Origin of the sequence: Lentisphaera marina (assembly GCF_028745505.1) — a bacterium.
GTDB classification, from domain to species: Bacteria; Verrucomicrobiota; Lentisphaeria; order Lentisphaerales; family Lentisphaeraceae; genus Lentisphaera; species Lentisphaera marina.
Genome location: NZ_JAQZZL010000002.1, coordinates 1,908,975 through 1,928,351 on the forward strand (window position 1 = coordinate 1,908,975; position 19,377 = coordinate 1,928,351).

The 19,377-nt window shown below is 39.0% G+C and carries 21 protein-coding genes; 11 read left to right on the top strand and 10 right to left on the bottom strand.

The features are described from left to right. From nqrE to hisS, 7 genes are all read right to left on the bottom strand, one after another. On the bottom strand, positions 1 to 774 hold the full coding sequence (gene nqrE, locus PQO01_RS18770; protein ID WP_274315760.1) for an NADH:ubiquinone reductase (Na(+)-transporting) subunit E: 774 nt from the start codon (positions 772 to 774) through the stop codon (positions 1 to 3). Positions 775 to 776: 2 nt separating this feature from the next. Next, positions 777 to 1,391: an NADH:ubiquinone reductase (Na(+)-transporting) subunit D gene (locus tag PQO01_RS18775; RefSeq protein WP_274315761.1), complete on the bottom strand. Its 615-nt coding sequence runs from the start codon at positions 1,389 to 1,391 to the stop codon at positions 777 to 779. Beyond that, complete coding sequence (gene nqrC, locus PQO01_RS18780) at positions 1,391 to 2,125, bottom strand: NADH:ubiquinone reductase (Na(+)-transporting) subunit C (RefSeq protein ID WP_274315762.1); 735 nt, start codon at positions 2,123 to 2,125, stop codon at positions 1,391 to 1,393. Before nqrC ends, PQO01_RS18775 begins: the two co-directional genes overlap by 1 nt. A gap of 10 nt (positions 2,126 to 2,135) precedes the next feature. After that, the gene (locus PQO01_RS18785) at positions 2,136 to 3,305 is read right to left on the bottom strand and encodes an NADH:ubiquinone reductase (Na(+)-transporting) subunit B (protein WP_274315763.1); all 1,170 of its coding nucleotides are present in this window, start codon (positions 3,303 to 3,305) and stop codon (positions 2,136 to 2,138) included. A gap of 2 nt (positions 3,306 to 3,307) precedes the next feature. Continuing rightward, complete coding sequence (locus tag PQO01_RS18790) at positions 3,308 to 4,669, bottom strand: Na(+)-translocating NADH-quinone reductase subunit A (RefSeq protein ID WP_274315764.1); 1,362 nt, start codon at positions 4,667 to 4,669, stop codon at positions 3,308 to 3,310. 81 nt (positions 4,670 to 4,750) lie between these two features. After that, positions 4,751 to 4,978, bottom strand: a complete 228-nt coding sequence (locus tag PQO01_RS18795) for a hypothetical protein (protein WP_274315765.1) — start codon at positions 4,976 to 4,978, stop codon at positions 4,751 to 4,753. A gap of 148 nt (positions 4,979 to 5,126) precedes the next feature. Beyond that, positions 5,127 to 6,434, bottom strand: coding sequence for a histidine--tRNA ligase (hisS, locus tag PQO01_RS18800; RefSeq protein ID WP_274315766.1), 1,308 nt, complete (start codon positions 6,432 to 6,434; stop codon positions 5,127 to 5,129). A 150-nt stretch (positions 6,435 to 6,584) separates the two neighbouring features. Here hisS and PQO01_RS18805 point away from each other — a divergent pair, with 150 nt between their 5' ends. The 6 genes from PQO01_RS18805 to PQO01_RS18830 all read left to right on the top strand — a co-directional run bounded on the left by PQO01_RS18805 (position 6,585) and on the right by PQO01_RS18830 (position 12,231). Next, a complete protein-coding gene (locus PQO01_RS18805; RefSeq protein ID WP_274315767.1) occupies positions 6,585 to 7,034 on the top strand; it encodes a lasso peptide biosynthesis B2 protein in 450 nt (149 codons plus the stop codon). Then, on the top strand, positions 7,027 to 8,799 hold the full coding sequence (locus PQO01_RS18810) for an ABC transporter ATP-binding protein (protein WP_274315768.1): 1,773 nt from the start codon (positions 7,027 to 7,029) through the stop codon (positions 8,797 to 8,799). The genes PQO01_RS18805 and PQO01_RS18810 overlap by 8 nt, the downstream gene beginning before the upstream one ends. Before the next feature lie 121 nt (positions 8,800 to 8,920). After that, positions 8,921 to 9,199 carry a PqqD family peptide modification chaperone gene (locus PQO01_RS18815; RefSeq protein WP_274315769.1) on the top strand — a complete coding sequence of 93 codons (279 nt, stop codon included), beginning with the start codon at positions 8,921 to 8,923 and terminating at the stop codon, positions 9,197 to 9,199. Between the two features lie 2 nt (positions 9,200 to 9,201). After that, positions 9,202 to 9,735, top strand: a complete 534-nt coding sequence (locus PQO01_RS18820) for a hypothetical protein (RefSeq protein WP_274315770.1) — start codon at positions 9,202 to 9,204, stop codon at positions 9,733 to 9,735. A gap of 47 nt (positions 9,736 to 9,782) precedes the next feature. Then, the gene (locus PQO01_RS18825) at positions 9,783 to 10,634 is read left to right on the top strand and encodes a hypothetical protein (RefSeq protein ID WP_274315771.1); all 852 of its coding nucleotides are present in this window, start codon (positions 9,783 to 9,785) and stop codon (positions 10,632 to 10,634) included. 31 nt (positions 10,635 to 10,665) lie between these two features. Further along, positions 10,666 to 12,231 carry an asparagine synthase-related protein gene (locus PQO01_RS18830; protein ID WP_274315772.1) on the top strand — a complete coding sequence of 522 codons (1,566 nt, stop codon included), beginning with the start codon at positions 10,666 to 10,668 and terminating at the stop codon, positions 12,229 to 12,231. A gap of 321 nt (positions 12,232 to 12,552) precedes the next feature. Here the strand turns inward: PQO01_RS18830 and PQO01_RS18835 are convergent, their stop codons facing one another. Further along, positions 12,553 to 13,413, bottom strand: a complete 861-nt coding sequence (locus tag PQO01_RS18835) for a 2OG-Fe(II) oxygenase (protein ID WP_274315773.1) — start codon at positions 13,411 to 13,413, stop codon at positions 12,553 to 12,555. Positions 13,414 to 13,535: 122 nt separating this feature from the next. On the opposite strand from PQO01_RS18835, the gene PQO01_RS18840 reads away from it, so the two are divergent. The 3 genes from PQO01_RS18840 (at position 13,536) to PQO01_RS18850 (ending at position 15,641) form a co-directional block, all read left to right on the top strand. Beyond that, on the top strand, positions 13,536 to 13,685 hold the full coding sequence (locus PQO01_RS18840) for a hypothetical protein (RefSeq protein ID WP_274315774.1): 150 nt from the start codon (positions 13,536 to 13,538) through the stop codon (positions 13,683 to 13,685). A gap of 353 nt (positions 13,686 to 14,038) precedes the next feature. Further along, positions 14,039 to 15,028: a hypothetical protein gene (locus PQO01_RS18845; protein WP_274315775.1), complete on the top strand. Its 990-nt coding sequence runs from the start codon at positions 14,039 to 14,041 to the stop codon at positions 15,026 to 15,028. Positions 15,029 to 15,146: 118 nt separating this feature from the next. Then, positions 15,147 to 15,641 carry a YkgJ family cysteine cluster protein gene (locus PQO01_RS18850; protein WP_274315776.1) on the top strand — a complete coding sequence of 165 codons (495 nt, stop codon included), beginning with the start codon at positions 15,147 to 15,149 and terminating at the stop codon, positions 15,639 to 15,641. An 86-nt stretch (positions 15,642 to 15,727) separates the two neighbouring features. On the opposite strand, the gene PQO01_RS18855 is transcribed toward PQO01_RS18850, so the two are convergent. Both PQO01_RS18855 and PQO01_RS18860 read right to left on the bottom strand, forming a co-directional pair. Next, positions 15,728 to 16,618 carry an HPr kinase/phosphorylase gene (locus PQO01_RS18855; RefSeq protein WP_274315777.1) on the bottom strand — a complete coding sequence of 297 codons (891 nt, stop codon included), beginning with the start codon at positions 16,616 to 16,618 and terminating at the stop codon, positions 15,728 to 15,730. 11 nt (positions 16,619 to 16,629) lie between these two features. After that, positions 16,630 to 17,097 carry a cupin domain-containing protein gene (locus PQO01_RS18860; protein ID WP_274315778.1) on the bottom strand — a complete coding sequence of 156 codons (468 nt, stop codon included), beginning with the start codon at positions 17,095 to 17,097 and terminating at the stop codon, positions 16,630 to 16,632. Between the two features lie 151 nt (positions 17,098 to 17,248). Here PQO01_RS18860 and PQO01_RS18865 point away from each other — a divergent pair, with 151 nt between their 5' ends. Beyond that, positions 17,249 to 17,773, top strand: coding sequence for a sigma-70 family RNA polymerase sigma factor (locus PQO01_RS18865; RefSeq protein WP_274315779.1), 525 nt, complete (start codon positions 17,249 to 17,251; stop codon positions 17,771 to 17,773). Then, on the top strand, positions 17,766 to 19,337 hold the full coding sequence (locus PQO01_RS18870) for a LamG-like jellyroll fold domain-containing protein (protein WP_274315780.1): 1,572 nt from the start codon (positions 17,766 to 17,768) through the stop codon (positions 19,335 to 19,337). The genes PQO01_RS18865 and PQO01_RS18870 overlap by 8 nt, the downstream gene beginning before the upstream one ends. Positions 19,338 to 19,377 lie beyond the last annotated feature (40 nt).

Here is a 19,377-nt window from a genome sequence, read left to right on the forward strand (position 1 = left end):
TTATTTATCTCCTTGTACTGGAGCATCAACTTTAATTTCTGCAGCTTTTACTTCTACTGAATCCTCTGTAGCTTTAACTTCTACAGCTTTAACATCAACAGTTTCAACTTCTACTGCTTCAACTATTGCAACAGGGTTTTCTGATGCTTCAGCTTTTTTCTCTGGAAACTTAATACCCATGAAGCCCATGAAGGCCATTGCCATAAGTCCGCAAGTCAAGAAAGCGATACCAAGACCACGCATACCTTTTGGCACATTTGAGTACTGCATTTTTTCGCGAATCGCAGCAAAAACTACGATAGCCATTAACCAACCAAAACCACCTGAGAAACCGAACATAGCAGCTTCAGGGAAAGTGAAACCTTTATCATTCATCATGAGTGAACCACCAAGGATCGCGCAGTTTACCGCGATAAGTGGAAGGAATACACCAAGTGAACCATAAAGCTTAGCTGAGATTTTCTCAATGAACATTTCGAGGAATTGAACCATTGCAGCAATAAGTGCAATGTAAGAAACGAAAGTCAAGAAAGTTAAATCAAGATCAGGCTTGTTGAACAATTGACCGATAAGGTTTTGCTCACCTGGCTTGAGGAAGTAATTAGATACTAACCATGATGCCGGACAAGTTACAGTTGTAACGAACCACACAGCACAGCCCATACCGACTGAAGTATCAACTTTCTTTGATACGGCTAAGTAAGAGCACATACCAAGGAAAAGTGCGAAAATCATGTTTTCGATGAAGATTGCTTTTAATGCTAATTCTAACATGATTAATCCTCGAACTTTTTAGTGTAATTATGGTGAACCCATACGATCAAGGAAATAATCACAAAAGCACCAGTTGGAACAACCATAAGGCCACTGTGTTTGTAACCCCAAGCATCTGGAGAAGAAGTTAAGATCTCTTTACCGAGAAGTTTGCCCACACCGAATAGTTCGCGGAAGAAAGCAACGATAACGAGAATTACACCGTAACCAAGACCATTACCAATACCATCCATAAGGGCTGGGATTGGTGGGTTGTGAAGTGCGTATGCTTCAGCACGACCCATCACGATACAGTTTGTAATAATGAGACCAACAAAAACTGAAAGCTGACGAGAAATATCGTAAGCGTAAGCTTTGAGAATTTGGTCCACTAGAATTACCAGTGTAGAAATAATTGTTAATTCGATAATGATACGAATTTTGTTAGGGATCTGCTTACGGAGTAGAGAAACCGTAAGGTTAGAAAGGCCCATAACTGCAGTTACCGCAACCGCCATTGTAAATGCTGGCTTGATCTGCGTTGTAACAGCAAGTGCTGAACAGATACCGAGAACCTGAACCGCAATTGGATTATTGATCACAAACGGATCTTTAAAAGCTTTCATTGTATCAGACATTATTTGTTACCTCCACGATAGTGTTCAATAACTTTTTCATAGAATTTAAGCGTATTCACTAAACCCTTATCGATACCATCCATAGTAAAAGTCGCACCACTTACTGAGATGTAGTGATTAGGACTATCTTTTGCGATGGCTGCATCTTTAGAGGCTTTTGGTGCAAGAAGTGCGCCATTAGCATCAACAATCTTTTTACCTACGAAAGAATCTTTCCAGTATTCTTGCTCAATTTCAGCACCAAGACCAGGAGTTTCTTTTTGATCGTAGTAAACGATACCTTTAATTGTTTCTGCATCGGTATCTAGTGAAAGATAACCGTAACATACTGACCAAAGACCGAAGTCTTGAGTCGGAAGGACAATACCTGCAGGCTTATCAGCTGCTTTATCAGCTGCTGATTCAAACATGAGGAAGTAAGGGTAGCGGCGTGTAGCGGCTGGGGCTTTTTCCTGTTTGTAAAGATCGAGGCTTTTTAATTCAAGCTCATTCATTTCTACTTCGTTACCATCAATATCTTTGATAACGCGCACAACAAATTTACCGTCTTTACCACCTTCTTCAGAGAAGTAGGCTTCAACTTCTTTATCGTTTTCAGCAGTAAGGCCGAAAACTTGGACAATATTTTTCAATTTGAAAACTTTAGCGTTAAGCTCCTGTTGGGGCTTAAGTGCTGTAGCAGTGGCACCGAGGATAACTGCGCAAACGATTGTAACGATCGTTGCGAAAGTCATCGTTTTTACATTAGACTCCTGCACGATTCAATCTCCTTTTAATGCTAGCCTTAACCACGTAGTGGTCGATGAGTGGAGCAAAGACATTCATAAGAAGAATGGCAAGCATCACACCCTCAGGGTAAGCTGGGTTGATGATACGGAAAAGCATAGAGATGGCACCGGCACCAAAACCATAGATCCATTTACCTAGATCAGTATTGGCTGATGAAACGGGGTCAGTTGCCATGAACACAAGACCAAAAGCGAAACCACCCATGCAAAGGTGCTTAACTGCGCCGAGTGCTGCGATATCGTTAGGATTTGTGCTTCCAAGGCTAATGAGCCATGCGAACAAGAAACCGCCAACGAGCATACCGAGCATTGTTCTCCAAGAAGCAACACCGGCAATAAGAAGGATGATACCACCGATGATACAAGCTAATGTAGAAGTTTCACCAATTGAACCAGGAATCGTACCGAGGAACATATTCATTGTTGAGTAAGCTTCAGGAAGTGCGTCGCCCTTAGCAGCAAGACCCATAGGAGTAGCTGTAGAGATAACTTCTTGACCGCGATCAAAACCAACCCATACTTTATCACCAGAGATTTGTGATGGGAAGTTAAAGAAGAGGAATGCACGTGCAGTAAGTGCTGGGTTAAGGATATTCATACCTGTACCACCGAAACATTCTTTACCGATGAAGACACCGAAGATAGTTGCAAGCGAAACCTGCCAAAGCGGGATACTTGCTGGAACAACCATGGCAATCAAAATACCGGTTACCAAGAAACCTTCGTTAATTTCGTGCTTGCGAATACAAGCAAAAATACCTTCAACTATACCACCAGTGATATAAACTGTTAGGATAACTGGTACAACTAAAATCGCACCGTAAACAATCATATCTACCATTCCTGGGAGAGCTTCGATTTGGCCGTCGTTTAGTAATGCAGTGTAATGCTGCAATCCAGTGTTATAAATACCAAAAAGAATACAAGGAACCATGGCTAGAACCACAGTAATCATCATTCTCTTTAAGTCGACGCTATCACGAACGTGAGCACCGCGGTCAGTACGCTTGTCTGTAACAAGGTGGAAAGATTCACCCGCTTCGAAAAGGTAGTAGAATTTTTCTAGCTTACCGCCCTTTTCAAAAAGTGGCTTAACCTTGTGAATTTGATCTTCAACGAATTTCACAATTAGCATCCTTCTTTACGGAAGAAATCAAGACCTTTACGGAGTGTGTCTTGAACTTCGATTTTAGATACACAGATAAAGTCGCATAGAGCTAAGTCTTCTGGCGCTACTTCGAGAATGCCTAAACCTTCCATAGCTTCCAAATCACCTGCCATGATACACTTGATTAAGTGCACTGGGTAAAGATCCATTGGAACTACAGATTCATAAGCACCTGTTTGTACGAAGGCACGAACGCCACCGTGGTAACCTGTGTTGTGAGAGTATTTTTTATTGGGCGATAGGAAGGAAAGGAAAGTTCTAGAGAAAGATTCCTTCTCACCACCTGGAAGAGCCCAACCCATGAATTCCATTTTTTCGATTTCTGGAATCACAGTAAGTTGTGATGTTGTGAAACCAATGAAACCATCTGTGATTGTACGTCCGGAGAGCACATCGCCAGAAATGTAACGCAAGTTAGCATCAGCATTGACGCGACCTTTTGCGACTTCCGCAACAGCTGCACCCGTGATAACTTTCACGTGCTTACGCTGATCAATTGATTCACCAGTAAGAGCTATAACCTTTTCAGAAACGAGCTTGCCTTGGAGGAATAAGTTACCAATGCTGATTACAGCTTGTGGTGTCAAAGTCCAAACAAGTTCATCTTTGTTAATAGGTGCAACGTGGTGAATTTGAATGCCAACGTTACCTGCTGGGTGAGGACCGTTAAATTGGTGTACTTTAGCATTAGCTGGATTCTTAAGTGCTTCAGAAAGATCCGTGCGACCACCTTCAATACCGAGATTCACTGAACCTGAAGTCAATTTAGAAAGTGCATTGATACCTGCTTGGAAAGCAGCTTCGTTACCCTGAAGAATTAAATTAACTTCTGGAGCTAAAGGACCTGTTAAATAGGCTGAAACAAAAATATCGCGAGGCTCAACTGCCGGATCTGCGAGTACCGCAAATGGGCGAGATAAAACCTGAGCGAATAAGCCAGATTTAAGGACTTGCTCGAGAATAACTTCACGGCTTGTGTTAAGTAAGTCGCCTGCACTAATAGTTTGAAAGTCTTCAAACTCATCAGTCTCATCTGCATCTACAATAACTTCTTGTAGAACGCGACGTGCACCACGCTTAACTTCTTTTACTGTTCCACTGACAGGGCTGGTGAAATAAAAGTTCTCAGTCCCTTTCTGCAAAAAAAGCGGGGATCCGGCTTTCACCTTGTCTCCTGCTTTCACCATCATCTTGGGGCGTAGACCGTGATATTCACGACCATCGAGCGCGACTTGAGTCGGTCGTGGTAGAGTCTCTAGAGTTGCTTCCGCTTCTCCTTTGATTCTCAGGTCATAGCCTTTTTTCAGTTTGTAACTGCTCATGGCTTGTTTGTTTTCCTTGCTTGTTTACGAAAATTATGAGCTGTTATTTTTTTAACAGCTCGATATAAAAAAATTGTTTTCCTAAGTCGTCTCTTTATTTTTCTTGGCTTCATCGAGGGGACTTCCATCACATCCAGAAGGATCCTCTTTTCCACATATGGAGCAACCGCCCTCGTTTAAGAACTGATTGCGAGAAGCGCAACTGCCTTGAACTTCCTTATCTTTTTTAGCAAGAACCTTAAGGCCCACACCAAAGAAAAGGACGCCAAAAACGACCGCGGCTATAACTATATTTAAAAATGCATCCATATTATATATAAAGACTCGTAGGTTAAAAAAATCGCAAGACTATAGTGGATGTTTTATGAATTAAAACCAAAACATCCGATTTTTAAACATTTTATGACTTTCAGTAAAATGCTTTTCTGCTTAAACAAAAGAATATAAGCTCTTGATTCTAAAGCTTTAAATCACCTTTGATTTTCTCTATACTAAAATCTTCTTGATCACCAGTCTTAAGATTTTTCATCTGATCTTGACGATCTTCCTCTGGAATGACAATAAATGTAGCTCCGCGTTTTTCTGCAAATTGTATTTGTTTGCCGAACTTCTTTACACTGGGAGCTACTTCTACATTAATCCCCACTGCGCGCATTTCTGACGCGATCTTATTTGCTTTAGGGCGTTGACTTTCGTCGAACAAAACAACATAGGTCTGCACCGGAGTCACTTCCAAAACATCAAGTCTTTCTGTTTCAAACAAAAGGTAAAGTAAGCGACTTATGCCGATGGAAAGCCCCACACCAGGCAGTTTTTTCTTGGAGAATTTCTCAGCCAAATTATCGTAGCGTCCACCAGAGCAAACACTCCCATAACTTTCCAAGCCATTAATCACACATTCATAGACTGAGCCTGTGTAGTAATCGAGCCCACGCGCAATCGACAGATCAAAAATTACTGCTCCATCTGGCAAATGACTTAAATTACTAAAAATAGTCTTTAATTCAGTTTGGGCCGCAGCTAAAAGTTCATCACTTGTATCTAGGCCTTCAATAAATTCCAGTGCCTGCGAAATGGGAAATTTCTTTTCTGCGAGTTCCGCACAAAAAACTGCTTGTTCAGAACTTAAGCCACTCTCAACCAAGAGACGTACAACTTCATCTTTGCCAATCTTATCAATCTTATCTACAATAATAAGCGTCGCATTCATATCATCGACACCCTGCTGACGGTAAAGACCTTCTAGGAGTTTGCGGTTATTAATCTTCACAGTGAATTCACCGATATTTAGCTGAGTGAAAATATCATAGATAACCTGAACAACTTCTGCTTCATAATGAAGTGGAAGAGTTCCATCGCCAATCACATCAATATCTGCCTGGTAAAATTCACGGTAACGTCCCTTTTGTGGACGTTCTCCGCGCCAGACTTTCTGAATCTGGTAGCGCTTAAAGGGGAACTGAAGCTTGGCAAAATTGTCTGCTGTATAGCGCGCCGTAGGTAAAGTGAGGTCAAAATGCAAGCCAAATTCAGCTTTCTTATTCTCACCATCACCCGCCAAGCGATGAATCCCAAAAATCTCTTTGCTCACATCACCTGTTGTCGACAAGCTCTTCACTTTTTCTACTGCGGCCGTTTCAATAGGTGTAAAACCATAAGATTCATAAACTTTTGCGACGATATCGAGGATACGCTTTTCTTGTCTCTTTGCAGCAGGCAACCACTCGGGGAAACCACTCATCATTTTTGCTAGTACATCTGCCATAAGTCGGCCCTTTAATCAAAATCAGTTAAAATTCCGCGCATTATACATTCCATTACCTCAAAATCCACTCAATGTCTCAGTACCACACTATTGATTTATCACTCTCCTCGGTCTACAATTAATCCAACCCAATATAATTCGAAGTCAAGAATGTTCAGAAGTTTTATCACCTTCATCAAACTCCCTTTTAGAATCAAATTTTTAGCCTTAGAAGTTTTTTTAGAACTCTGCCTTGCTTGCCTTCAACTCAAAAGCCAAGAATTTAAAGTTTTAGCCAAGAGTTTAGGGGAAAGCGAAAAGGAATCTTCCAAAGAAGAAAAAACTATTCCAGATGAAATAAAATTTCTCAAAAGACTCATTTTACGTATAGCTGACTTACTCCCGTGGAAATGCGTTTGCTTCCCCCAAGCAATCGCAGGGCAACGTATCCTTAATAAGAAAAAGCTTGCTTCCACACTTTATTTAGGTTTGAAAAAAGAAGATGGCGACATGAAAGCTCATGCCTGGTTGCGATACCAGCAATACATTGTTACTGGTGATAATGGCATCGAACAGTACACTATAATTAATAGCTTTACGCACGAGGTCCTCAATGATTAAGGAACGTCTCGAATTCTTTTTTAGTAAAGATTTTATAGCACAAATGAAAGTTTTCTTGGGGCAAATCGCTAGCTATAAGAAGGTCATTTCTTTCTCACTCCTACTGTCGATTATTGCCAATGGCCTCGGACTTATACCCGCTTTGATTAGTGGCAAAATTGTTGATGATTATCTTAGCAATGATAAAATTAAATATATTGCTCAAACCGAAAACGAAATCTTACTCTGGGCTAGCGCCCTATTCTTGGCTTACGTAATGAGTGAAGCTCTAAGCATCATACAAAACCAAGTCCAATTACGCTTCCGAACCTCCTTCAATCACAGCTTACAAAATAAACTTTATCAACATGTTCTTCATTTACCCATAAACTTTTTTAACAAAACGAAATCTGGCGAACTACTCTCAAGGTTCACGAGCGATATCAATCACATCACGAGCCTATGCAATCAGCTTATTCTCACCCCCATCAATGCCCTACTTCGCCTTTCAATCATTCTTGCCTACTGCTTTTATCTCAGTCCATGGATTGCACTACTCATACTAACGGTCATTGGGGTCTTAACTGTACTTTGCATGTACCTCACCAAAAAAACTCGCCCACTACAAAATGAAATATATGAAAAGCAAGCCGTAATCCATGGCTTCCTCAGCGAAATCTTCCAAGGTATTCGCACCGTACGTTCTCACGCCAAAGAACAAGAAGAAATCTCTCAGCATAGCCAACGCCATCTCGATTTAAATGACACAAAACTAAGGTCAAACCTACAGATACAAAGTATTTATAGCCTGTGGTCTTTCATGCAAGCTATTGCGGCCGCACTCATGCTAGCAGGTGGCTCTATGATGATTATTCGTGGTCACATGAGTCTAGGCGAATTAGTGGTTGTTCAGTTTTTTACCGCTCAGCTCATGAGTCCCGTTTTCAACATACTCTCTTCAATAAGTTCAACTCAAGCAGGCCTAGCTTGCTTAGAACGCTATCACGATGTTTTATCAGAAGAACTCGACAATCCACCTGACCCCAATAAGAAAAAACTTAATGAGGCTATCCAAAAAATTGAGATCAAAAACCTGTCCTTTTCCTATATAAATAACAAAAACACCCTCAAAGATATTTCTTTTAGCATGGAGAAAGGAAAAACTTACGCACTTGTGGGGGCAAGTGGCTCAGGTAAAAGCACCCTAGCAGACCTTATTTGTGGTTTCCAAAAAGCTTCAACAGGTGAAATACTGATTAACGGCATTGAACTCCATGAGCTCAACAAAGAAGATTACATACAACATGTATCTGTAGTTCACCAAACGAGCTTTGTTTTTGATGGCACCATACGTGACAACATCCTCTACGCTGACCCCGAGCTTAATGATAGCGCCATCCTAGAACTCTGTAAGAAAGCCCAGCTGCATGATTTTATTCAATCTTTAGAAAATGGCCTCGACTCATATATCGGAGAAAATGGCATCAAACTCTCCGGCGGACAAAAACAACGCCTCTGCCTCGCACGTGCCTTCGCAGCCAAAGCTGACCTCATCATCCTTGACGAAGCCACTAGCCACCTCGACTCTATTAGCGAAAGGCTCATTCAAAAAGCCATATTCAAAAACAAAGCAGACATCATCACCCTGATCATCGCCCATAACCTCAGCACCATCCAAGACGCCGACCAAATTATCGTCCTCGAGCAAGGTAAAATCATTGAACAGGGAGATCATACGCAGCTAAGTTCAAAACAAGGCCCATACTCAAGGCTACTCACTTCCTAAGCCTTCAAATAAAACCTTACTTTAGTACTAAAAAAAATATATTTCTTAACCAAAAGCGCTTGTACTCAACTTATATTTTAATTATTCTTCTTAATAACATCAACTATGAGATACGAATCATATGAAAATCACCAAGAATTGTACATTAAAACGCAACCCCGAAATCATTTCTAGCAAAATTGACGATGAAGTCGTAATGATGAGTATAGAAGAAGGTAAGTATTTTGGACTTGACCCTATAGGCTCAATCATCTGGGAGCTTTTAGAAGAACCAAAAAGTCTGAAAAAAATTTTACCTGAACTTGTTGATGAATTCGATGTCTCTGAGGAACAATGCGAAAAAGATTGTATGAGCTTTGTCCTCGATATGATTGATAAAAAAACTTTGATCATACAATAACATTGACGACCCCTAAAAACCAAGAACAAGAGCTCTGTAAAAACTGTGGTTTCTGTTGTGATGGTACTTTATTCGCTAGAGCTACGTCTTTCAAAGACGAAATCCTCCTCCCTAAAATGGAAGCGGAGATAATTGATGATGCTTATTGGTTTAAACTTCCCTGTGTATATTTTGATAAATATTGCACTGTCTATGATAAAAAACGCCCCGACATCTGTGGTGATTTTAAATGTCGCTTATTAAAGAAATTCATCAAAGGAAAACTTGCGTTTAATGAGCTCGAAAAACTGATTCAACAAATTAAAGATCAAAAAAACCGACTCTATCAACTCATCCCCAATGCCAAAAAAAATCGCACGATCAAAGAAGCGTATCATTCTTTTATAGAGAATAATAAAGATGATCTCGACTCTAAAGCCTTTAGAATTAAACATAGTCAAGTTTTATTGGAATGGGCTTCTTACGAAAATCGCCTCTCACAATTCCATCATAAAAAGGAAGTGCCGAAAAAAGGACTTGAAACGCCTAGAAAATAAGGCCCATCACTTATGATTATTTTATACTCAAATCATCTTTTTTTTCTATGAATAAATATAACTTATTCATAGAAAAAAAAAGCTATTATGGACTCTTTGATCACATTTACCTAAGGGAAGAATCTATCCCTCAAGCTAAAGCGCCACTTACACCGCTTTACTCCAACTTACGACTCAACTCTAAAGAAGCTATCGTAGAGTTTGAAGGAAGTGCTTCCTTCTATATCTCAAACGGCAACGAGATAATCTATGAGTTCATTAAAAATAAACATTCATTTAATGACTATCTTCACAGTTTTGTTACTGGCTTAACTCTTTTTCAACGAGGCCATTTACTCTTGCATGGTAATAGCTGTCTATGGCAGGATAGACACCTTGCTTTCTGCGGCGAATCTGGCGTAGGAAAATCCAGTATAGCTACTCAGTTCCATAAAGCTGGAGCTTCATTTTTTTGTGATGAAATCATCTGTTTTAACAAAAAAAATAGCACAACTCTGCCCGGCTACCCCTTCTTGCGTTTATGGAAAAACGACGTCGACTTCAATCAATTTAACCCCTCTCTTATATCAAAAATCTGGGATGATGATGAAAAATATCAACTCAACACAAATCAACAGAAATCCGACCAAAAATGCAAATTAGATTATTTGTTTTATCTAGAAATGGATGAGACTTTATCTTCTCCAGAAATTGAAGAAGTCATAGGCGTAGAAAAAGTCGAAACTTTTTGGCGCTCATATTACAATCGCCCCGTAATGGAAGCCATGGGCTTAATCGACCAATTCAATCAACAATCACTAGATATCCTGAAAAAACTCCGAGTTTTTAAACTTTCTCGTCCTCCTCATTCAGAATCTCGCCTCGCGTGCTTTGAGCTGATTAAATCAGCACTAGTTTAAATAACTATATACACAAACTAATCTATAATAAATGAATAGAAACTCACAGCTAAATATCCAGGGCGACATTCACCTTTACTCCGAAGATCTTCATTCATCAGCAGCTGAAGAATATATTTTAAAGATGTACCTAAAAGAAGCAAAACACTTAGTTAACAAGCTTCATGGCGATTTCTCCTTTCTTATTTATGACCAAGAAAAAAATGAATACTTTGGTGCACGTGATCACCTCGGGGTCATTCCTTTTTATTACTACTTTCAAAATGGCAGTTTTTTTTACTCAACAAAACTCAAAGATTTAGTCAGTCACCCCGAAACTACACCTAAAATTAATGATGATTGGGTTATTCGTTATCTCAATGGCTGGGAAGCTGAAGAACATGAAACTGCCTATACTAATATTTTTAGATTACCTCCTGCTCACATATTGCAAATCAATCGTGGTAAATTAACAACTAGCCGTTATTGGGAAATGACGAAACCAGAATCTATTGATATTACACGGGCCGAGGCTTGTGAAATTTTCAGAGAAAAACTCACTCTTGCAGTCAAACAAAGACTGCCTCAAGATGGTACTCCTCTTGCTTCTGAACTTACAGGCGGCGTTGACTCCGCTACTATCACCGCAATTGCATCTAAACTCGGAACCCAAGCATACGGTTTTACTCATGCAGCTGAACATGGTAATGACGAACGACACCTCGTCAATGACTTTCTTATAATACACCCCAATGTTAAACATCAACTCATCACAAAAAAAGGCGTTAACATTGCTGACGACTGTCGTTGGGTCACTCAAAAACTAGCTCAACCACCACAAGCAGCTGTGAATGAATGGGCTCGACAGCTAATGCAGGCTGCAGGAGATGTAGGTGCTAAAGTGATTTTCTCTGGTTTTGGAGGTGACGAAGGTGTCAGTCAAAGAGCCACTGGATGCGCCTACGCTGAATTCATTAAAAATCGTCAATGGCATCACCTTTACCGCGAAGCCAAAAACTACCGCCCCATTGCCTGGCCTTATACTTTTTGCCATATCATCTATAATTACCTTTTAAAAAGTAAACCCATTTTTTTTGATAATTCAGTTGATCAAAACTTCCTTAAAAAAGAGTATCGCCTACCCCCACAAAAATTTAAAACTGGTTTATCTAGAAAAAGTACTTTTGAGTACACAAAACACTTACTCCCCAATCGTGGGCATACGGCTTTGCGCTTTGAAGAATCTTACCAATTGGGCTCCGAATTTGGACTACAATACCGCTACCCTTTGATGGACATTCAGCTGTTAGATTTTTTTAATTCTTTACATGCCCATTGCAAAGTCTATCTCAATCAAAATCGTTACCTCTTTCGCAATGAATCCATGGCCGACTTAACTCCTCCTTCAATTCGTTATAACTATGACAAAAGTATTGGTGGAAGTATCATTCCTGGTTTGGATGAAGTCTGGAATACTCTTGATGCTGAATTAGCCCAAGATTTTGACTTAGCCTTCATTGATCAAGCGGCTCTCACAAAAATACGTACTAAGGAAACGCACTCCTTCCCTACTTATTTGATCATTGCTTGTAAAGAATTTTATAGAATCAAGTCATAGTTCAGGCCATATTAGGTTTTTCACTAAACAAAAAGGCATAAGTAACTAACAACTTATATCAAATGACAAAGATGTGATTTAATCATTGCTTAAAGCTAACTAAAACACTACTTATGGGCCCCTTTAGCACCTCCTTTGCCACAGCGCCCAGCATTTTTTTCATCTTCGCCTCCACTAGAAGTACTTTGTGTGTTAACATATACACTTAAATTTGATACAATAGGCTTTATCCATGGCTTCTTCATAATTAGCTACATTATTTAATAGCAAAACAACACCCGAATAAACTATGCAAGCTTATCCTATGAAGCTGAGGTTCATTTAACCTCGTCTGTGAGCCCAACCATTAAGAGTACAGCGCCCCTCTACAAGACTATTATTGGCAACTGTACTAATTTCAGTAACCTGATGATAACAATCACTTGGAAACAAGACTAGCATATTATTTTCTATTCTAAGCCTCAAAAAATTATCGTTACATTCTTGCTTATCTCTTTTATAATCAAACAAAAGCAAATCACCGCCTTTAAATTTTTGGGGCTCCATAAAAAAATAATAAACAAAGGTAACTTCCCTAGTTGCGCCAGCGCCTACTTCTCCTTTATCCCTATGCCTTTTAAATCCTCGCCCCTCAGTATAAACATTCACCTCTAGCTCAAGGTCATCATTTAAAGGAGCTATTTGAAAAGCATTAAGCCATTGTGTGTATTGTTTAAAATAAGATTTAAGCTCTGCATGGATTTTGTCCTTCAGCTCTCCAAGGTGCTTATCATAAATAGCTAACGAGGACCTAACAGTCTTATCGACACGACTCTTATCATTGGAATAAACTCTTGCGCTTTTAAATTCATTTTTACATTGGTTGACCACAGCCCATAAATCTTCTTGAAATGAATTCGAAAATGGATTATGAAATACACGATAGGGCACTGGTGAAAAATTAAATTCTTTACCTAAAAAGCATTCTCCTTCAAATAAACTTAGCAAAGAACGATGATGGGAACCTAAATCTACTTTATTATTTTTTAATAAATCTTTTACCTGTTTTAAGTCGCCCTGCTTCCGATAGGCTTCCACCAGACGATAAAAAATATGCGAATCGCCTTCGTCTCCTTCGTATTTTTGTCTTAAAAAAGAGATTTCACGGGCTTCAAACACTTGCGTAATACTTGAGTAATCCACTAAAATAGCCCTAAAATTACCTAATAAATTTAAATTAAAATACCTTTTCTACTAGGCCCCTTGAAGTCCTCTATCATCTATAGTATATTTAGTTAAAATCAAACTAAATTATAAGATAAATCATGAAACAGATATGGAAAAAACCTTCTATAACTCAGATCTCCTCCAGTTATGATACCTTATCGGGGGCTAATGATAACCAAGATGAAAACCCATCTCAAGGCGGGGGAAACGAAGAACCTGATGCAACCAAAAATGTTGTCGCAAGCTAAATATTGTACTTAGAACATCCACACAGTTGAAAACTCTTGATATATCAACGCCACGCAAATCAACATCGCTATTTTTTCCTTAATAAAACTATGGCCAATCTCATGCAGGCATCTATTCATTTAAGTAAGAGCGTTTATTAATGGCCCATATATTTATATCAACCTATTGAAACTTTATTTTACTCTTTATATAATTATTGAACAAAGATAATTATAGATAAGTTATAAATGAAATCCACAAAAGAATCTATGCTCATCCCAGGTAAAATCTGGCATTATAAATGGTTGCATAGAAAAGCCCTTTGGTCTTCATACCATAGCTTCAGTTATGTACTTATATCTTATGTTAAAGAATGAATAAATTAACTAAACTGCATATTGAGAAAATTACTCAACCTGACGACTTAACAGAAAAGCTATTGACTCCCAACATCGATGTTATTACTCAAGCTTTTCAAGGTTTAAGAGACAGTATAGATTTTGTGGTCAATCAGATTGCCTTCGAACAATATGGACAAACTTTAAAACACTTATCATTTACCCCTCCAGAAGATAAGTATTTTAAGCAAGACTTAATATCTTATATCCTTGACGAGTTCCAATGGCATAAGCCTTTATCATCCATTCCAAACACACTATCACAGTACCCTGAGGGGCGGTGTTTTAACATCACGACTATCACCTATAATTTCGTTATGAACAACTTAGACCTCCCTGAGTTCAATCTTATATCTACATACCTAAAAGAAGGAGGTGTTTTTAAAATAATTTGGGGAGGGGTAAACCTGGAGTTTCAGACCGCTTTACAAATAGGAGGCTATTATGTAGATGTTGCTAGCGATACAGTAGACTGGACAGAAGAAAAATTAACTATTGCCCCCCTAGCAAAGAGTGATTTCTATGAATTGCATCACTACAAGCAGTACGCACGAATAAAAGAGCCTTATCATAATTGTAAAATTTACCGCAATGACTGTTTATTAGAGATCGCATTGTTTTTTCCATTTTTTATCGTCTGTAATGAGACCTCAAAACTCCATATTAACACTAGCCACCATATGGCACTTAGTAATTGTGAACAAAATTTCGTCCCCTTTACTGAACTAAACAATTTTCCCACCTTACCCATCAATTTTCAAAAACAATTGATAAACAAATTATCTCTAAACTCAACCAACTTACTGTCCTATCAAATCTTCACACAAGAGGATACGCGTAATCAAATCAAAACCTTACTCAGTTTTACTGAAAAACAAAAACTAAACTCACTCAAGACCGCTCATAAACTAGCCCACTTTGTCAACTTTACCTTACACTCCGGTAAACCAAAGAAAATTGAATAATTGTAGTTAGTACAAATAATTCTCCTCTTCTCAAAAAACATTTAATTATTTAACGATAGAATCTATAAAGATAACATATTCAAAAACATACTGTGTCAATTCATATATGGATGAAAAAATGACTAGAAGACAATACAATGAACAAGAAATATGTAAAAGCTGTGGCTTATGCTGTGATGGAACTATTTTTGATCACACTTCAATAGAGAAAAATGAGATTTTCCCAAACATAATTCAATATAAAAATAAAAAATATGGATTAAGACAACCATGCTGTTACTTCGATAAGCAATGTACTATTTACAATGACAAACGGCCAAAAGACTGTAGTACCTACAAGTGTGATTTATTAAAAAGTTTGTCATCACATCAACTCGAGCTTGATCAAGTCATAACTCTCATTCGACATATTAAAACTCAAAAAACACGACTATATCAACTCATTCCAAACGCTAATACAAAGCTTAGACTAGAAGACAACTTCAACAATTTTCTCGAAAAAAATAAACCCAAACTCAAAACCAAACAATTTAAAAATAAATATAGTTCTCTCCTATTAGAATGGGCTTTATACCAGCAACGCCTTTTAAGATTTCATGATCGTACTTCGTAACTAGAACCAGCAAATATAATAACGTCCTAATGGCCTTCTCAATTTAGTCTCACTCCCCCTTATTAAATCACTATTAATTATTTTCTTCAAACTATTGAAACGATCTTTGAAAGTGTGCCTTTTAAGCTAAAACCTGATTCTGGCCGATCGAGGTAATAACATTTTGTAATATTGGCAATTTCACTACGTTGCTCTAGCATTTCTTCTTCACTAAAAATGAAAGATTCAATTTCAGGTCGATAATTCGCTTTTTCAAAAAGATTTAATTTCTCCCAACCACCGAGCTTTCGCAACATTGGCTTTTCACATCTAGTAGGATTTAAGATTAAAAGCTCGTTCAATTCAATTACTTGAGAACTAAAATTAAATTTACTAACATATTTCATCTTGCCTGGGTAATGCTCAATGGCTTTAAAAGAATTTGAATCTAAGGACATCCTATCTATTACGTCTGAGGTGATACGCAAACGAGGAAAACCAGGATAAAGCATCAGCTTATAGTTTTCGACTTTTAAGGCAATAACATCATCCGAGTAAACCGTAAAACCTTCCTGCATAAAGCCTAGCGCCAGAGTGGATTTACCCACTCCTGAAGGTCCACAAAAGCCCACTGCTTTATCTCCGATCTTGACACAGGCCCCATGCAATAAATAATAACCACGCAACAGTAAGCAGGCACTAAAAACTTGACTATAGATAAAGCTACGAAGTTGAAAGTCATCTTGAGTAAAAACTTGTACCTGAACATCTTTACCATTTCGAGAAACTAAGGCTCGCATAATATCGGTATAATCACAAAGTAGGTATTCGTCATCAGCTTGCCACCAACTACCATGCCAGTTTGGACCGGTAATTTGCTCGGGGACTTCAGCTAAGGTAATTTCTACGTCAACTTCCTCAGAAAAATCTTTAGGAATGAGTTCATTGAGCTCAATTTCAGAACTAATATTGAGGCCATAAGCAAAATATTTATACACTAAATCAACCTTTAAATAAATTTTGCGTAATCCGCAAAATTACTTTTCACTAATTTAGATTCGTCTTCATTCAAAAAGGCGAAATCCGCAAAATCAAAGCCTGGCGCCACCGTACATCCCACTAGAGTATAATCACCAGTACTTTCTGCTGCTTGCCAACACCCCCCTCGAATACAGTGTTGGTAGTTAAGTTCTTCACCTCCTAATTCCAGTTCCTGAAAGCTCTCTAAGTCTCCATCAATTAAACGAAGAGGCGCCCCTTCGTAGAAATGCCAGAACTCATCGTGAGCCACTTTGTGGAATCGGCTTACCTGTCCTTGACATAAAAGAAAATAAATTTCCGTGACCGCAAAACGCGCAGATCCTACTATACTTGAATGCACTTCTAATTCTGACCGATATACTTCTCGGAAGTAACCACCTTCGGGGTGTTCGATCAATTCTAATTTTTTGATTATTTCTAAAGCACGTGGGTTCACAGTTATCCTCAACTTAAATTTTCTTAAATTGAATTCATCTACACAAAAACAAAGCCTTTTTGAAACCTGAATCAAAAAAAAACTAAAAAGAGCGGGCAATTTCGATTCAAGCTGGAGTATAATAGTAAAAAGAATCATTTTGGAAACGATTATGAACGAGAAAGACAAGTACGGATTATTTATTGCTGAATACGGCAAAGCGCTGCCAGCTCTTAGGGCTTTTCTTCGTCAACTGCTCCCCTCGTGGTTTGATGTTGATGAAGTGTTGCAAGAGACAAGTATCATCCTTTGGAAAAAGTTTGATCAATTTGAACCAGGAAGTAGCTTCTCAGCCTGGGCCAGTATGGTGGCTCGCTTTGAAGTCCTCAAATATCGCCGTGGCAAAAGTCGTGATCGCCATGTTTTCTCCGATGAAACGCTAGAGCTCCTAGCAGAAGAATGCCTAGATATGGAAGAAAAACTCGCCGAGCAACGTCAAGTTTTAAAAACCTGTTTTGCTAAATTAGAACAAAAGCAACAAACGCTCCTCACCCAATCTTATTCCCGAGATTTAAGCATTAAAGAACTCGCAGAGAACGAAGGCAAAAGCCCAGGTTCACTCTACAAAGTCCTCGACCGCCTTCGCGTAAAACTGATGAAATGCGTAAAAGACAATGGAGCCCTCGCCCATGGATAAACTCGATAAACTAATTGCCGCTTATTGCGATGGTCACATTTCTGATGAAGATTCACAAAAACTAGAAGAGATCCTCACTGAATCCCCAGAAGCTCGTCAAAAATTGATCGAGTATATTAATATTGATGCCGGGCTCAAAGAAATTGCTGATGCCGAAAATGATATCATTGCCTTCCCTAAAGAAAAAGTAAAAAAGAAAGCCAATCTCTGGATCTACGCAGCCGCTGCGCTCTTCATAATAAACTTGAGCCTAGTTTTTCAAGCCGACAAAACTCAAATTGAGGCCGCCAAAGCCGAGCCACCTGTAGAAATCCCTAAAGAAGTACTTCCTGATTTCAAACGCGATGCAGTTGCAAAGATCACCCGAGAAGTCAATGCGGTTTTCGCAAATCATCAATCAAGCTCACTCAGCCCAGGTGAACTCAAACTGGAGTCGGGTCTCCTACAAATAGAATTTTTCTCTGGCGCTACCATGGTTTTAGAAGGACCTGCAACAATCGATGTCAAAAGTTCTATGGAAGTCGCTGCCTTATCAGGTAAAATACATGTAAAAGTTCCGGAAACTGCTCAGGGCTTCATTGTAGACACAGGCAAAATGCAGGTTCATGACCTCGGGACTGAATTTGCTATCGACATGAACAAGCCTTCACCAGAAGTTCATGTTTTAGATGGCGAAGTTGAAATCCATCATGATAAACAAAAACTGAAAACCCTTCTCAAGTCAGATTCTATTGCTTGGAATAATCAATCAGAATCATTGAACGATATCACATCACGTGAAGACTTCATTTCATACAGACAAATTGGCCAACTTGATAGGTACAATCATCAAAACCGCCAACAGGAATGGCTTGTATACCTAGATAGTCTCAAGGAGCGTAATGACCTCCTTTTACTCTATGATTTCCAACAAACAGATGACTGGCAGCGTACACTCCAAAATGGTGCTACTCATGGCAAAATGGAGGGTGCCATCATCGGCGCGCAGTGGTCTGAAGGACGTTGGCGCGGAAAAACAGCTCTAGATTTCAAATCTATCAATGATCGTATTCGACTTCACATCCCTGGTGAATATGATTCGATGACGATGGCCTGCTGGGTTAGAATTGATAGCTTTGATCGTTGGTTAAGCTCACTCTTATTAAACGATGGTTTCGCCCCTGGATCGCTACACTGGCAACTCAGTGATGTCGGTGAAATGATCCTAGGAGCCAAGCACTCGCAAAGTACACCTAAAGGCTTTTATCATTCAGCTTATAATATTTTCACTCCCCAAGTCATTGAGCTCGATACCATGGGTGACTGGATTCATTTGGCTATGGTTTATGATCAAAATAGTAAAACTATCCGCCAGTACCTTAATGGCACTCTGATTGACACAGGGGAAATTGTCAAAACCCAAACAATCATTTTGGGCAATAGTGAAATTGGCAATTGGCAGCATCATAGAAAAGACAGTAAAGACATCAGAAGCTTTAATGGCCGCATGGATGAGTTCCTCATTTTCTCCTCCGCTTTGAGCTCCGAAGACATAAAAATCATGTACGAAAAAGGAAAACCTTAACTTTTTTCAAAAAATAGCGGGCAATTAGTTTGGTGTCGGG

Excerpts from the sequence above, each read along its gene's own strand:
- PQO01_RS18815 (WP_274315769.1), top strand. The coding sequence starts at position 8,921 with ATGAAAATCACCAAGAATTGTACATTAAAACGCAACCCCGAAATCATT.
- PQO01_RS18795 (WP_274315765.1), bottom strand. The coding sequence starts at position 4,978 with ATGGATGCATTTTTAAATATAGTTATAGCCGCGGTCGTTTTTGGCGTC.
- PQO01_RS18865 (WP_274315779.1), top strand. The coding sequence starts at position 17,249 with ATGAACGAGAAAGACAAGTACGGATTATTTATTGCTGAATACGGCAAA.
- PQO01_RS18825 (WP_274315771.1), top strand. The coding sequence starts at position 9,783 with ATGAATAAATATAACTTATTCATAGAAAAAAAAAGCTATTATGGACTC.
- hisS (WP_274315766.1), bottom strand. The coding sequence starts at position 6,434 with ATGGCAGATGTACTAGCAAAAATGATGAGTGGTTTCCCCGAGTGGTTG.
- PQO01_RS18870 (WP_274315780.1), top strand. The coding sequence starts at position 17,766 with ATGGATAAACTCGATAAACTAATTGCCGCTTATTGCGATGGTCACATT.
- PQO01_RS18830 (WP_274315772.1), top strand. The coding sequence starts at position 10,666 with ATGAATAGAAACTCACAGCTAAATATCCAGGGCGACATTCACCTTTAC.
- PQO01_RS18790 (WP_274315764.1), bottom strand. The coding sequence starts at position 4,669 with ATGAGCAGTTACAAACTGAAAAAAGGCTATGACCTGAGAATCAAAGGA.
- nqrC (WP_274315762.1), bottom strand. The coding sequence starts at position 2,125 with ATGACTTTCGCAACGATCGTTACAATCGTTTGCGCAGTTATCCTCGGT.
- PQO01_RS18840 (WP_274315774.1), top strand. The coding sequence starts at position 13,536 with ATGAAACAGATATGGAAAAAACCTTCTATAACTCAGATCTCCTCCAGT.
- PQO01_RS18845 (WP_274315775.1), top strand. The coding sequence starts at position 14,039 with ATGAATAAATTAACTAAACTGCATATTGAGAAAATTACTCAACCTGAC.
- nqrE (WP_274315760.1), bottom strand. The coding sequence starts at position 774 with ATGTTAGAATTAGCATTAAAAGCAATCTTCATCGAAAACATGATTTTC.
- PQO01_RS18775 (WP_274315761.1), bottom strand. The coding sequence starts at position 1,391 with ATGTCTGATACAATGAAAGCTTTTAAAGATCCGTTTGTGATCAATAAT.
- PQO01_RS18805 (WP_274315767.1), top strand. The coding sequence starts at position 6,585 with ATGTTCAGAAGTTTTATCACCTTCATCAAACTCCCTTTTAGAATCAAA.
- PQO01_RS18850 (WP_274315776.1), top strand. The coding sequence starts at position 15,147 with ATGACTAGAAGACAATACAATGAACAAGAAATATGTAAAAGCTGTGGC.
- PQO01_RS18810 (WP_274315768.1), top strand. The coding sequence starts at position 7,027 with ATGATTAAGGAACGTCTCGAATTCTTTTTTAGTAAAGATTTTATAGCA.